Genomic DNA, 14,546 nt, shown 5'->3' on the forward strand with positions numbered 1-14,546 from the left:
TGTGGTGCGAGGAGGGGGACTCGAACCCCCACACCATTTCTGGCGTCAGGACCTAAACCTGGTGCGTCTACCAATTTCGCCATCCTCGCGATATCCGCAAACTGCCAAGCCTAGACTTCACTCTAAAGACCGTAATTCTACAATGCCTAGGGTTTTAGAGGATCTTTTAGGCCTTGTAGAGCAAAGCAACGGCATGGACGGCAATGCCCTCGCCTCTGCCTAAATGGCCCAGGGATTCATTTGTCTTAGCCTTAAGATTGACGTGACTAGGGGTCACAGCCAAATCTGAAGCAATATTGCGGACCATTTCTGGCAAAAAATCCGCCAATTTTGGCTTTTGGCAAATAATGGTGGCATCAACGTTACCAATCTGAAATCCCGCTGCCTGGATCTTTTGCAAGGCCGCTCTAAGCAAGATTCGACTGTCCATATCCTTAAATTGAGGATCTGTATCCGGAAATAACTGCCCAATATCATTTAAACCTGCAGCGCCCAATAATGCATCTGTTAAGGCGTGCAATAAGGCATCTGCATCCGAGTGACCCAATAAACCCTTTTCAAAGGGCACATGAACTCCACCCAGAATCAATTTTCGGTCCGCTACCAATGCATGTACGTCGTAACCTTGGCCAATACGAAATTGCGGAATATGGGGATTGCTTTGAGTCATATTGGGTTTCTCATTGTTTGGCGCGGGAACTTAACAGCAATTGCATTAACTCCCAATCGGCAGGATGCGTAACCTTAAAGTTACGAGCGGCACCTTCAATCAATAAAGGTTTTGCCCCAGTTAACTCGATTGCGCTAGCCTCATCAGTAACGTCAGCCTCAAGGCGGATAGCATCTTGAAGGGCATCATGCAATTGTTTTAATCCAAACATCTGTGGCGTTTGCGCTTGCCAGAGATGCTCGCGCGGAATAGTTCTCTCTGAGTGCGGGATGTTTCCAGCAATCACTGAATCTAGATCAGCCTGTTTTAAGGTATCAGCCAAGGGAACAGCTAGGATGCCACCACTATTAGATGCCTGTACTGAGTGAATGAGTTTCTCAATTAATGCCGGGGTGATACCTGGTCTAGCTGCATCATGAACCAGTATCCAGTCATCCTCAGGAATGCCTGCCTTTAGCATTGCAGCTAGAGTATTTCGGACTGTTTCTTGTCGAGTTGGTCCACCGGTTGCTACAACATGTATATCGGCCCCAGTGTTAGCGATAGTTCCTAAGATGGGGTTCTCGATAAAGCCAGGGCTGACACCAATCCAAATAGACTGGATCAGCGGAGATCCCTTAAAGGCTTCTAGCGCATAAGAGACCATGGGTTTGCCGGCTAGCTGCTGAAACTGCTTAGGCAACTCGCCACCTAGGCGCGAGCCAGTACCTGCTGTTGGCAAAAGGGCATGGCATTTCTTAATGGAATGATTTCCAGGGTGCATACCTGATTCTATAATGAGCGCAGATGTCTGATGCATTAAATCTAGCACCCCCTATACCTGCTCCGCGGGCTGGGCAGCGCTTTACCTTTTCAGGGCTGGTGGGCTCGGCAGATGCCGCTTTAATCGCTCAAACCGCCCTGCGCTACCGTGATCAGTTTTCAGTGATGGTCATTTTTTGTGCTCAAGCCCAGGAAGCGCAGAGGCTTCTGGAAGAAATCCCCGCTTTTGCTCCGCAGCTAAAAACCAGACTTTTGCCTGATTGGGAAATTCTTCCTTATGACCATTTTTCACCGCATCAAGATTTGGTTTCAGAACGACTCGCCACTCTGTATGAATTACTGAATGGTAGTTGCGATATTGTTTTAGTTCCAGTGACAACTGCTTTGCAAAGATTGGGGCCGCCGAACTTTTTATCTGGCCATACTTTTTTCTTTCGGCAAGGTGACAAACTGAATGAAGCTGCACTAAAGCTGCAACTGCAACAAGCTGGCTATGATCCTGTGAGCGCTGTAATACGTCCCGGTGAATATAGTATTCGGGGTGGCTTGTTTGATTTATTTCCTATGGGATCAAATCTGCCATACCGATTGGATCTCTTTGGTGATGAAATTGAACAGATTCGGGCGTTTGATCCGGATACGCAACGAAGCCTATACCCCGTCAAGGAAGTCCGCCTTCTTCCTGGCCATGAATTTCCATTTGATGATGCTTCACGCACTGCTTTTAGAGGCCGCTGGAGAGAAGTATTTGAGGGTGATCCGAGTCGCTGCTCTATTTACAAAGATGCCAACCTAGGCATACCTAGTGCAGGTATTGAATCCTACCTACCTCTCTTCTTTGAAGAGAAATCCAACCTTTTTGATTACTTTCCGCGCTCAGGTGACCCTGTATGGCTTGTCAGTATTGGTGATGTTGAAGAAACTATCAAAGGGTTTTGGAAGGACACGCTTTCTCGTTATGAGTTCCTCAAGCACGATCTTGATCGCCCCATTCTTCCTCCAAAAGAATTATTTCTGGATATCGACGAATTTTTCACTACTTCTAAATCGTATGCACGTCTAACACTTGAGAAAGACGGCGCTGAGAAAAGTCAATTCTTAGCCGTACCAGATATTGCAGTCCATCGCCGCGATACTGATCCGATAAATCTTCTTAGAAAAGTAGTGTCATCTGAAAAGGTTCGCGTATTAGTCTGCAGCGATAGTGCAGGTCGTAAAGAATCGATTCGACAGCTCTTTGATGAAAGTAATTCGGTCGCCGGATTGGATGGCAAACCACTCTATCCGCTAAAGCCAGAGAGCTTTGACAGCATTGCCGAGTTTATTAAAAGCGAATCATTATTTGGATTGGTCGCTGCACCTCTCTTTAATGGATTTTCATGGCCAGCTGAAAATCTCCTCGTTATTACCGAGGCAGAGTTATTTACTACAACAGCACGACAGAGGCGTAAAGGTAAAAGTAATGAGAATGCTGATCCTGACATGCTCTTTAAGGATCTGTCTGAGCTAAAGATCGGCGATCCCGTAGTTCATGCTGAACATGGCATTGGTCGCTACCAGGGATTAGTGCTTCTGAATTTAGCTCCGCCTAAAGAGGCGCCAATTTTTGAAGAGTTTTTGCATTTGCAATATTCAGGACAGGCAACTTTGTATGTTCCTGTTCAGCAATTACAAATGGTCACACGTTATGCAGGCTCTGACCCTGATTCAGCTCCACTGCATCAATTAGGTTCGGGCCAATGGGATAAGGCCAAACGCAAGGCCGCCCAACAAATTCGAGATACCGCAGCAGAGCTATTAGGTCTCTATGCGGCTAGAGCGATACGCAAGGGTCATGCTTTTGAATTCTCAGCCCATGACTATGCTGCTTTTGCAGAAAGCTTTGGCTTTGAGGAAACTCCAGACCAAGCCAATGCTATTGCAGCCGTTATTGGTGATATGACGAGCGGCACGCCAATGGACCGCTTAGTCTGCGGAGATGTTGGCTTTGGGAAGACCGAAGTAGCGCTACGAGCAAGCTTTGTTGCAGTCATGGGCGGCAAACAAGTCGCTATTTTGGCGCCAACCACCCTACTAGCCGAACAACATGTGGCCACCTGGAAAGATCGCTTTGCCGATTGGCCTGTCCGCATTGTGGAATTGTCACGCTTTAAAACAACCAAGGAAATTAATACAGCCCTAGAGGCTATTGCCAAAGGTGATGCAGACATCATTATTGGCACGCATAAATTACTCTCTAAGGAGACGCAATTTGCCAATCTTGGACTAGTGATTGTGGACGAGGAACATCGCTTTGGAGTACGGCAAAAAGATGCTCTTAAGGCATTGCGTGCTGAAGTCGATATTCTGACTCTAACTGCTACACCCATCCCAAGAACCTTGGGCATGGCTATGGAAGGATTGCGTGAGTTTTCTATTATTGCCACTGCCCCTCAGAAACGTCTGGCAATTAAGACCTTTGTTCGTCGCGAAGGAGATGGCGTTATTCGTGAGGCCGTGCTTCGTGAAATTAAACGTGGCGGCCAGGTCTACTTCCTGCATAACGAAGTTGAAACGATTCAGAATCGCAAGCATGCTTTACAAGAGCTGATTCCGGAGGCACGTATTAGTGTTGCGCACGGACAGATGCATGAACGCGAGCTGGAATCTGTCATGCGTGAATTTGTTACCCAGCGTACCAATATATTGCTGTGTACTACGATTATTGAGACTGGTATTGACGTACCCACAGCGAACACCATCATCATGCACCGCGCAGATAAGTTTGGTTTAGCTCAATTACACCAACTGCGTGGTCGCGTTGGCCGCTCACATCACCAGGCTTATGCTTATTTGCTAGTGCCGGATCCTGAGGCACTTAGCAAGCAAGCGCAGTTGCGTCTTAATGCCATTCAAGCCATGGAAGAGCTTGGCTCTGGCTTCTATTTAGCTATGCATGATCTAGAAATTCGGGGGGCTGGTGAGGTACTAGGGGACAAACAATCCGGTGAAATTCATGAGATTGGCTTCCAGTTGTATACCGAGATGCTCAATCGTGCCGTTAAGTCCCTGCGCAGTGGAAAGGAGCCTGATTTACTCTCACCATTGCAAGCAACCACCGATGTAAATCTCGGCGTTCCCGCTCTATTTCCGGAAGACTACTGCCCCGACGTTCACGAGCGTCTATCCTTATATAAGCGTTTTGCTGGCACGAATGATTTCTCAGAACTGATGGGATTGCGTGAAGAATTGGTCGATCGTTTCGGCGACCTTCCCGATCAAGCTAAATCGTTTTATGAGACTCACCGTCTACGTTTAGAGATGACCGGTTTTGGAATTAAAAAGATTGATGCTACGCCTGCATCTATACAGATTCAATTCATCCCAAATCCACCGATTGACCCGATGAAGATCATTCAACTTATCCAGTCCTCTAAGCATATTCAACTTAATGGCCAAGATAAGCTTAAGGTACTTCCTCAAAAAGATCGTGAATTTGAGAAGTTAGAACAACGCCTTGACGCTATACGCAATATCTTGCGACGCCTCAACGAATCAGCAGTATTGAGCTCTGCAAAAGTAAGTTAATAATCCGATTATTATTGAGCCATGCCTAATTACCAAGTTCTTGTTGCCCTGTCTAGAGAGCCTATTGCCGAGAAGCTGATCTTTTCATTAAAGGATCAAGCCTTAAAGCTGGGCATATCATTACACTCTAACGGCGGTCAAATTAGCAATGGAAGCTACTACTCCGAGCGTTTTGAAGCAAACGCCCACCTGGATACAGTTCAACGGGAGCAACTACGTACTATTGCAGCAAGCTTTAATGCCGACCTATGCTTTCTAAGGCCAGATCTATTGCCACAAGATATCCGTGTACTAGCAATGGATATGGATTCAACCTTGATTAATATTGAATGCATTGATGAGATTGCTGATTTCACAGGCAAGAAGTCCGCTGTAGCTGAAATTACCGAAGCTACTATGCGTGGTGAAATCAAAGACTTTAAAGAAAGCCTAAGAAGGCGTGTTGCACTTTTAGAAGGTGTACATGCTGATGCACTCGAATCCGTTTACAGAGAACGCTTAAACCCTAACCCTGGAGCAGCAGAGCTTTTAGCCGGGGCTCATGAACGTGGCTTGTACACCCTGCTTGTCTCGGGCGGGTTTACTTTCTTTACTGAAAAGTTACGTGAGCAATTAGGTTTTAAGCAAACTCAGGCTAATACACTGGAGATTGTCGATGGCAAGCTTACCGGCAAGGTTCTTGGCGACATTGTCGATGGCGCAGCGAAGGCCGCCCATCTAGACGAAGCTTGTGCTCGCCTTAGCTGCACAAAAGCGAATGCCATCACCATGGGTGATGGTGCCAACGATCTGATGATGATGAATGGCTCTGGCATCAGCGTTGCCTACAAAGCAAAGCCCGTTGTCAAAGAAAAAGCCGATGCGGCTTTTGACCGAGTCGGCTTAGATGCTGCTTTACTACTGATCTCTTAGGCTTGTACCCAAGAGATCAGGGTAATAGTTATGCGTCTATGTTTATAGACGCTCAAAAATAGTAGCAATACCTTGACCACCACCAATACACATTGTTACCAAAGCATATTTACCTTGAACGCGGTGTAACTCATGGATTGCCTTAGTAGCAATCGCTGCGCCAGAACAGCCAATTGGATGACCCAAAGCGATTGCACCACCGTTGACGTTAGTCTTGGCTGGATCTAAACCTAAGCCCTTAGTAACCGCTAATGCTTGTGCTGCGAAGGCTTCATTAGATTCGATCACATCCATTTGATCTAATTTCAAGCCAGCACGTTCAAGCGCAATTTTGGTTGCAGGAATTGGGCCTTCACCCATGATGTGGTTTGGAACACCAGCAACTGCATAAGACACCAAGCGAGCGATAGGCTTATGACCAGCTTTCTTTGCTGTTTCAGCATCCGCCAATACAAAGAATGCGGCACCATCATTAATGCCTGATGCATTACCAGCCGTTACGGAACCACCCTCTTTTTTGAACACTGCCTTCATCTTGGCAAGCGTTTCCATCGTAGTTTCAGGCTTCACATGCTCGTCGGTATCAAACACTACATCACCCTTACGAGTTTTAATAGTGATTGGCACGATCTGAGATTTAAAGCGACCTTCTTTAATTGCATTGGCGGCACGACGATGCGATTCAACGGCTAGAGCATCTTGCTCATCACGTGTTAACTTCCATTTTTCAACAAGATTTTCTGCTGTAACGCCCATATGACCAACACCAAATGGGTCAGTCAAAATACCAACCATCAAGTCGATCATTTTGGTATCGCCCATGCGTGCACCACTGCGCATCGCTGGAGAGCCATACATGCCACGGGACATTACTTCCACGCCACCACCAATGCCATAGTCACAATCGCCCAACATAATTTGCTGTGCGGTTGTAACAATTGCTTGCAAGCCAGAGCTGCACAAACGATTTAATGCCATTGCCACTGATTCCATTGGCAGGCCAGCCTGGATCGATGCGACACGGGCGACATAGCCATAGCGACTATCTGTAGGAATAGTGTTACCCACAGTGATGTAATTAATCAAAGCAGGATCTACGCCTGAACGTGCTACCGCCTCTTTCATCACGATACCGCCGAGCTCGGAAGGCTCAAAACTACTCAGAGCGCCATTAAAGGTACCAATTGCGGAACGAACTGCACTTAAGACAACGACATCACGACTCATATCAATCCCCTTTGCTAAGCCCAATTATTGGGCTGACTTTGTACTAAATAAGTAATCCAACTAACAGTTTTATTGCATTCGTCAAGTTTCGGCTATTAGGTCATGCCCTTGGGAGCTTATGACGGTAGCCTTGATGATTTCACCGGCTCGATAGCGCTTAGAGGGCTTGCTAGGAGGCAAAACCCTCACTAGACCATCAATTTCTGGGGCATCGCCAATCGTTCTGCCAATTCCGCCAGACTCATCTACCCGATCAATGATGACCTGAATACGCTTGCCTATTTTTTTTGCAAGCCGTTTTATGGAAATATCTTCGGCTTTAGCCATAAACCTGGCACGCCGCTCTTCTCTAATTTCAGAAGGAATTGGGTTATCCAATTGGTTTGCTGTAGCCCCTTCAACGGGTGAGTAGGCAAAACAGCCAGCGCGATCAATTTGCGCCTCATCCAAGAAATTGAGAAGGTGTGCAAACTCTTCTTCAGTTTCTCCAGGAAAGCCTGCAATAAAGGTACTGCGAATAACCAAATCAGGACAAGCTTCGCGCCACGCTAAGATACGCTCCAAATTCTTCTCACCACTCGCTGGACGCTTCATACGCTTAAGAACGTCAGGGTGCGAATGCTGCAGTGGAATATCTAAATACGGAAGAACACCATAACCATGCTCTGAGAACTCCGCCATCAAAGGCAAAACATCATCCACATGTGGATATGGATAAACGTAATGCAATCTGACCCAGGCCTGATGTTCACGCGCAATTTGATTTAACGAATTGACCAAATCAAACATTTTGGTTTTGACTGGTTTGCCATCCCAAAAGCCAGTGCGATATTGAATATCAACACCATAGGCACTTGTATCCTGAGAAACAACTAGCAACTCTTTTACGCCAGACTCAAATAATCTTTTTGCTTCAAGCAACACCTCACCAATCGGCCGTGAAACTAAATCACCACGCATATTGGGAATGATGCAGAAAGTACAGCGATGGTTACAACCTTCACTAATTTTGAGGTAGGCGTAATGCTTAGGAGTTAGCTTGACGCCAGTTGGAGGAACTAAATCCGTGAAAGGGTCATGCGGCTTAGGTAGATGCAAATGAATGGCTTGCATTACCTCATCGGTAGCATGAGGCCCAGTAACAGCGAGGACTTTAGGATGAATGCTCGAGATAAGATCACTACCGTCGGCATTTTTTCTGGCGCCTAGACATCCAGTCACAATGACTTTGCCATTTTCAGCAAGAGCCTCGCCAATAGCCGAAAGACTCTCTTCTACGGCGGAGTCGATAAAGCCACAGGTATTCACAACTACAAGATCGGCGCCAGAGTAATCCTTGGCGGTCTCATATCCCTCAGCGCTCAATTGCGTCAGGATTAGTTCAGAGTCTACAAGCGCCTTAGGGCATCCTAAGGATACAAATCCAATTTTCCCAGCCACAACTATTCTTTTTCAGTTTTATTGGGCTGAGGGGTAAATGGAAAGTTTCCAAAAATATTTTGAGAACCCTGCACCTGTTCTTGCATTTTGATAAAGAGATCTTTACTTTGCTCCATGTAGTTACCCATCAAGCCTTGCATCAGCGGGTTTTGGAGATTCATCATTTGTGACCATGCCTCTGGTGTACTGCCAGCACCGAGACCCTTCGTTTGATCGCCAAGCTTATTGTGAATGTCCACAAATGATTGCATGGTCTTCTCAAGATAGTTACCCATCAAACCCTGCATGGAGTTTCCATAAAAGCGAATGATTTGCGAAAGCATTTGTGATGAAAATACTGGTGCGCCACCAGCCTCTTCCTCAAGAATAATTTGCAGCAATATATTGCGCGTTAAATCTTCTTCAGTTTTGGCATCAACTACTTTAAATACTTCATTAGCCATAACCAAGTTTTTGATGTCAGATAGCGTGACATATGTACTTGTCTGGGTGTCGTAGAGACGACGATTCGGATACTTCTTGATGAGCCGATCTTCGCCAGCTCGTTTAGCGCGGGTAACCATGTATTTTCCTTACTATTTACTGCATCGCAACATCAGCGTAGTTTAGCCTTAAGTTGACCAAAAGGTAAATACGCTGTGTTGCGTACTGCACATACTGCAAATACTGAATTAATTGTTGCAATGCAATATTAACCAGTGTGGATACCCCCGTTTAAGGAGAAGTCTGCACCTGTAGCATAGCCACCATCGTCAGAAGCGATCCAGCAGCAGATAGAGGCAATCTCTTCCGGAGTGCCCAAGCGCTTGACTGGAATGCCAGAAACAATCTTTTCCAGGACGTCTTCGCGGATGGCTTTAACCATATCAGTGCCGATATAACCAGGGGATACTGTATTTACAGTAACGCCCTTAGTGGCAACCTCTTGAGCTAGAGCCATAGTAAAGCCGTGCAGACCTGCCTTTGCAGTCGAATAGTTCGCCTGGCCAAACTGACCTTTTTGACCGTTTACAGAAGAAATATTAATAATCCGGCCCCAGTTGTTTTCAACCATACCATCAATCACTTGTTTGGTAACGTTAAACAAGGAGTTCAGATTAGTGTCAATCACGGCTTTCCATGCGTCTGGGGTCATTTTGCGGAAAACGCTGTCACGGGTAATGCCGGCGTTATTTACCAATACGTCTACGCGACCCACTTCAGCCTTAACCTTTTCAAAGGCTGCAACAGTACTATCCCAATCGGAAACATTACCCTCAGAGGCGATAAAGTCATAACCCAAGGCTTTTTGCTCACCAATCCAGCGATCTTTACGCGGAGAATTTGGGCCGCAGCCAGCGATCACTTTAAAGCCATCTTTAGCCAGACGTTGACAGATAGCGGTACCAATACCACCCATACCACCAGTTACATATGCGACTTTTTGAGACATTACTTTCCCCTTTTTAAAACATTCGTTAATTATTAGTTGAGTTCCGGTGTTGCTTTTTCTTTTACATACACACCAGGTGCTGCTTCCATTTTTTTGTATTTTGTATTTCCAAAAGTAGTGCTTGCTGCTTTCTTTGCACCACCAAATTGCTCAAGCCATTTGGTGTAATCAGGCCACCAACTGCCTGGTATTTGTTTTGCACCCTCTAACCACTCCTGGGCTGTTGGGGCAATCTCGTTATTTTCAAAGTAATAACGCTTATTTTTTGCAGGAGGATTGATCACTCCGGCAATATGTCCAGAAGCGCCCAATACGAAACGATTTTTACCTTTAAGAAGATGAGTCGATTCGTAAGCAGACCTCCAGGGAACAATGTGATCTTCTTGGGATGCATATAAATACGCAGGACAATTGATTTTTCCGAGATCTACTTTTTCACCGCAAATTTTTACTTTGCCAGGCTTGACTAAATCATTTTGCAAATAAGTGTGGCGCAGATACCAGCAGTACATTGCACCAGGAAGATTGGTGGAGTCGCCGTTCCAATACAGTAAATCAAATGGGGGTGGTGAGTTGCCTTTGAGATAGTTCTCCACTACGTAGTTCCATACCAAATCATTGGGTCGCAAGAATGAAAAGGTGTTGCCCAAATCAAGGCCTGACATCATGCCGTACTTGCCACCTTTACCACCAATAGAGTTCTCGCGCATCTCCACCATACCTTCATCGATAAAGACATCGAGAATTCCGGTATCTGTGAAATCCAATAAGGTGGTTAGGAGCGTCAAGCTTGCTGCTGGGTGCTCGTCGCGGGCTGCCAGCACGGCTAATGCAGAGCTTGTTAAGGTCCCACCAACGCAGAATCCCAAGATATTAATTTGCTTGGTATCACCGATTTCTTTTACGACTTCAATTGCTTTGATAACGCCCTTGCCTACGTAATCGTCCCAACTCACTTGAGCCATGGAAGCATCTGGGTTCTTCCAGGAGACCAAGAACACGGTATGACCTTGGCTCACCATATGGCGCACTACAGAGTTGTCAGGCTGTAAATCGAGAATGTAATACTTATTGATGCATGGTGGCACCATTAAATAAGGGCGTTCAAATACTTGTTCTGTTAATGGTGTGTATTGAATTAACTCGAATAATTCATTACGAAAGACCACATGACCTTCTGTAGTGGCAATATTTTTGCCCACTTCAAAAGCAGATTCATCTGTTTGAGAGACCTTACCTTTTTTCATATCTCCCAACAAATTCACAATCCCTTTTTGAATGGATTGTCCTTGGGAGCTAATAATGCTTTCCAATACTTCTGGATTAGTAGCGATGAAGTTTGATGGCGATAAAGCATCAATCATTTGCTCAGTCGTAAAGAGGATTTTCTGCTTTGACTTTTCGTCAGTCTCAACTGCTTTTGCTAACTCCATGAGATGCTTGGAATTCAGCAAATAAGTAGCAGCAATCACTTTGCTCCACGAAGAGTGCCAAGCCTTCCCTGCAAAACGGCGATCTTTGACTTCAATCGCCTCAGGGTTAGTTGCAATGTGTGCCAACTCCGTGAAATATTCTTTCTGGATTTCAGATAAACGCTCTGGTGGAATGAGCGCCATATGATGCGGTGCCAAAGATGGTGTTGCACCGGTATTCATGCCTGCAAACATAGTAGTCTCTTCAATTAATTAGAGACATTCTCCGCCCTTAAGCACTATAGAGTTATACGCAATAACCCTAGCTTGGTGCAGAGGCTAGTACTAACCCGCATGCTTTTGTGCACAAGCTATTTTTCAATCCAGATAGCTGAGGCAGATCTTCCAGTCTCGCCATCACGACGGTAAGAAAAAAACTGGTGCTGATCTCGAACAGTGCAGTATTCGCCACCGAAAATCATTTTTACGCCACAAGCCTCTAAACGCGCTCGTGCCAACAGGTAGATATCTGCCAGAAACTTTCCAGGTTTATGAGGTATTTCTGTGAATGCATTCTTTGGAACAGGAAAGCCGGAGTCTTGAAATGACTTCACAACATCCTCCCCAACCTCAAATGATTCAGGTCCAATTGCTGGTCCTAGCCAAGCCATGAAGTCTGCCGCAGTGGATCCATCAGAAATTTTGAGCAACTCAGTAATCGTATTTTCCAGAATTCCAGCGCAAAGACCCCTCCAGCCAGCATGTGCAGCACCAACGGCAGTTCCTTTGGAGTTAGTAAATAACACTGGCAAGCAATCTGCCGTCATGATGACCAAAACCTCTTCAGGAACGTTAGTGACCGAGGCATCAGCCTCAATTGGCATTCCATGACTTAAGTCTCGACTTTGCGGGATGCTGACTATTGTTTGGTGAGTCTGCTTTAACCAGATAGGCTCGCCTGGCATCTCTTTGATAAAAATGGCCCTATTGGCTAAAACATCTTCAATACGGTCCCCTACGTGATCACCCAGGTTTAAGGAATCATATGGGGCTTGACTTACCCCGCCCAACCTTGTGCTTACTCGTGTGTGCACCGACTTTGGGGCGGGCCATTGAGGCTCAACCAAACTCATCAGCGTGACTCATTTTCAATAGAGGCCAACACGACAGATTCTTTCGGCAGAACTTCGTCACTCATTCCAACTTGCGGTAATAAGTCCAATAAATCCTGTGGTGGCAAGCGGAACCAAGTCATTAATTCATGCTTCACTGGATGTTGAAGACTTAAAGCAAAGGCATGTAAAGCCTGGCGATTAAATGAAAGATTTTTAGCCGCGCCCGGAGCTTTTTTGCGGTAGACCGGGTCACCCACCAACGGAAAGCCGAGTGATTCTAGATGGACGCGAATTTGATGCGTACGCCCCGTTTCCAGGCGACACTCTAACAAGGCAACAGGAGCCTCTCCGACCAAACCTTTGGCCAAGCGTCGAAATAAAGTAGCCGCCGGTTTTCCTTGTGGACTGCCTGCGGCCATCTTGAGGCGATCTCGCTGATCGCGCCCTACCGAAGCTAGGACTTTGCCTTGACTAGGGGCATCACCCCACACCCAAGCCAAATAGCGACGTCCTACCGTTCTTTCTTGAAGTTGACGTACCAGGGAGGTTTGGGCATGCGATGTTCTTGCCACGACCATCAGGCCTGAAGTGTCCTTATCCAAGCGGTGCACTATTCCCGCCCTGGGGAGTGACTTGAGCTCAGGATAATGAAATAAGAGACCATTTAACAGGGTTCCGGACCAATTTCCCGCTGCTGGGTGTACCACGAGGCCAGGCGGCTTATTGACCACAATGATGTCCTCATCCTCGTAGACCACATCCAGGGGAATATCTTCAGGGTTGAAGGCAAACTGCTCGGGCATTTCCTGCGGGAAGACCTTAACGCTCTCGCCGCCATGGAGCAAATAACGGGCTTTAGTAACCTTTCCGTCTACCATAACCGCCCCAGCCTCAACCCAAGCTTTAAGGCGATTACGTGAATAATCAGGTAAAGACCCTGCTAGCACCTTGTCCAAGCGCTCGCCAGCCATCTCCAAAGGGATATCTAAGGAGATGAAATCCTCATCATCGATATAATCAATGGGATTCGATTCAGGAGTTTGCGGCAATGCCACGCTTAGAGAGCCTTTCAGTTATGTCCGACGTAATATCAGACGCCAGTTTAAGGCTTGCTGGGAATTCTTCCTCACAAAAAAGGAGCTTCCATGTAAGTGACACTCCTTTTGCCCTGCTTTTAGCCTTCGTGTTCGCATTAATGCTTTTGGGGGGATGCGCAGGTAGCGATGGCAGTAAAGATGACACCGATATTTGGTCAGAGGCAAAACTCTATTCTGAAGCCACTGACAAACTCAATGATGCTGACTTTGCTAAGTGCGGCAAGTACTTTGAAAAATTAGAGGCACGCTTTCCTTTCGGACCCTATTCTCAACAAGCACAAATTAACTCTGCTTATTGCTACTGGAAAGCGCAAGAGCAAACTCAAGCACTGGTTGCGATTGATCGCTTTATTAAATTACATCAAGGTAGTCCGAGTCTTGATTACGCCTATTACTTAAAAGGTCTCATTACTTTTAATGATGACTTGGGATGGCTTGGTAAGTTCACTGGCCAGGATCTTAGTGAGCGCGATCCTAAAGCCGCAAAAGAAGCCTTTGAGTCATTCAAGGTAGTGGTGGAACGTTTTCCAGATAGTAAGTACGCTCCAGATGCATTAGATCGTATGCGCTATATCGTGAACTCCCTTGCTGAGGCGGACGTTATCGTTGCCCGCTTTTACTATCAGCGTGGCGCCTATCTGGCTGCAGCCAATCGTGCGCAACTAGTTATTCGTGATTATGATCGTGCACCTGCCGTTGAAGAAGCGCTCTACATACTCACCAAGTCTTATGAGAAGCTTGGTATGGTTGATCTGAGCAATGATTCAGCCCGCGTCTTCAAATTAAACTTCCCAGACAGCCAAATGATGATCACCGGTCAACGCGTTCAAAAAGAACGCAGATGGTGGCAGTTCTGGAATAAGTAAGCTTGTTTCATTCTCAAAAAAAATCCTCCGCTATGGAGGATTTTTT

The 14,546-nt window shown here is 46.2% G+C and carries 12 protein-coding genes and 1 tRNA gene; 3 read left to right on the forward strand and 10 right to left on the reverse strand.

Translation table 11 applies throughout. The features are described from left to right. Positions 1 to 2: 2 nt before the first annotated feature. The 3 genes from VC159_RS05815 to ispD all read right to left on the reverse strand — a co-directional run bounded on the left by VC159_RS05815 (position 3) and on the right by ispD (position 1,433). Positions 3 to 89, reverse strand: a tRNA-Leu gene (locus tag VC159_RS05815). Between the two features lie 77 nt (positions 90 to 166). Next, positions 167 to 670: a 2-C-methyl-D-erythritol 2,4-cyclodiphosphate synthase gene (ispF, locus tag VC159_RS05820; RefSeq protein ID WP_072582403.1), complete on the reverse strand. Its 504-nt coding sequence runs from the start codon at positions 668 to 670 to the stop codon at positions 167 to 169. A gap of 10 nt (positions 671 to 680) precedes the next feature. Beyond that, positions 681 to 1,433 carry a 2-C-methyl-D-erythritol 4-phosphate cytidylyltransferase gene (gene ispD, locus VC159_RS05825; protein ID WP_323473057.1) on the reverse strand — a complete coding sequence of 251 codons (753 nt, stop codon included), beginning with the start codon at positions 1,431 to 1,433 and terminating at the stop codon, positions 681 to 683. A 23-nt stretch (positions 1,434 to 1,456) separates the two neighbouring features. Here ispD and mfd point away from each other — a divergent pair, with 23 nt between their 5' ends. Both mfd and serB read left to right on the forward strand, forming a co-directional pair. Next, a complete protein-coding gene (gene mfd / locus VC159_RS05830) occupies positions 1,457 to 4,999 on the forward strand; it encodes a transcription-repair coupling factor (protein WP_323473058.1) in 3,543 nt (1,180 codons plus the stop codon). A 21-nt stretch (positions 5,000 to 5,020) separates the two neighbouring features. Then, positions 5,021 to 5,911 (forward strand): phosphoserine phosphatase SerB, encoded by an 891-nt coding sequence (gene serB, locus VC159_RS05835; RefSeq protein ID WP_323473059.1) that lies wholly within the window; start codon positions 5,021 to 5,023, stop codon positions 5,909 to 5,911. Between the two features lie 42 nt (positions 5,912 to 5,953). Here the strand turns inward: serB and VC159_RS05840 are convergent, their stop codons facing one another. The 7 genes from VC159_RS05840 to VC159_RS05870 all read right to left on the reverse strand — a co-directional run bounded on the left by VC159_RS05840 (position 5,954) and on the right by VC159_RS05870 (position 13,592). Further along, the gene (locus VC159_RS05840) at positions 5,954 to 7,138 is read right to left on the reverse strand and encodes an acetyl-CoA C-acyltransferase family protein (protein ID WP_215360237.1); all 1,185 of its coding nucleotides are present in this window, start codon (positions 7,136 to 7,138) and stop codon (positions 5,954 to 5,956) included. Between the two features lie 81 nt (positions 7,139 to 7,219). Beyond that, positions 7,220 to 8,578, reverse strand: a complete 1,359-nt coding sequence (gene rimO / locus VC159_RS05845; protein ID WP_323473060.1) for a 30S ribosomal protein S12 methylthiotransferase RimO — start codon at positions 8,576 to 8,578, stop codon at positions 7,220 to 7,222. 2 nt (positions 8,579 to 8,580) lie between these two features. After that, positions 8,581 to 9,141: a polyhydroxyalkanoate synthesis repressor PhaR gene (gene phaR / locus VC159_RS05850; RefSeq protein ID WP_215322134.1), complete on the reverse strand. Its 561-nt coding sequence runs from the start codon at positions 9,139 to 9,141 to the stop codon at positions 8,581 to 8,583. Positions 9,142 to 9,269: 128 nt separating this feature from the next. Then, positions 9,270 to 10,010, reverse strand: a complete 741-nt coding sequence (locus tag VC159_RS05855) for a 3-ketoacyl-ACP reductase (protein WP_215360233.1) — start codon at positions 10,008 to 10,010, stop codon at positions 9,270 to 9,272. 32 nt (positions 10,011 to 10,042) lie between these two features. Next, positions 10,043 to 11,677, reverse strand: coding sequence for a class I poly(R)-hydroxyalkanoic acid synthase (phaC, locus tag VC159_RS05860; RefSeq protein WP_323473061.1), 1,635 nt, complete (start codon positions 11,675 to 11,677; stop codon positions 10,043 to 10,045). A 116-nt stretch (positions 11,678 to 11,793) separates the two neighbouring features. Further along, a complete protein-coding gene (pgeF, locus tag VC159_RS05865; RefSeq protein WP_323473062.1) occupies positions 11,794 to 12,555 on the reverse strand; it encodes a peptidoglycan editing factor PgeF in 762 nt (253 codons plus the stop codon). Continuing rightward, the gene (locus VC159_RS05870; protein WP_323473063.1) at positions 12,555 to 13,592 is read right to left on the reverse strand and encodes an RluA family pseudouridine synthase; all 1,038 of its coding nucleotides are present in this window, start codon (positions 13,590 to 13,592) and stop codon (positions 12,555 to 12,557) included. The genes pgeF and VC159_RS05870 overlap by 1 nt, the downstream gene beginning before the upstream one ends. Positions 13,593 to 13,612: 20 nt before the next feature. On the opposite strand from VC159_RS05870, the gene VC159_RS05875 reads away from it, so the two are divergent. Further along, positions 13,613 to 14,500, forward strand: a complete 888-nt coding sequence (locus VC159_RS05875; protein WP_323473064.1) for an outer membrane protein assembly factor BamD — start codon at positions 13,613 to 13,615, stop codon at positions 14,498 to 14,500. Positions 14,501 to 14,546 lie beyond the last annotated feature (46 nt).

Source organism: Polynucleobacter sp. JS-JIR-II-c23 (genome assembly GCF_035011225.1).
Taxonomy (GTDB): Bacteria; Pseudomonadota; Gammaproteobacteria; order Burkholderiales; family Burkholderiaceae; genus Polynucleobacter.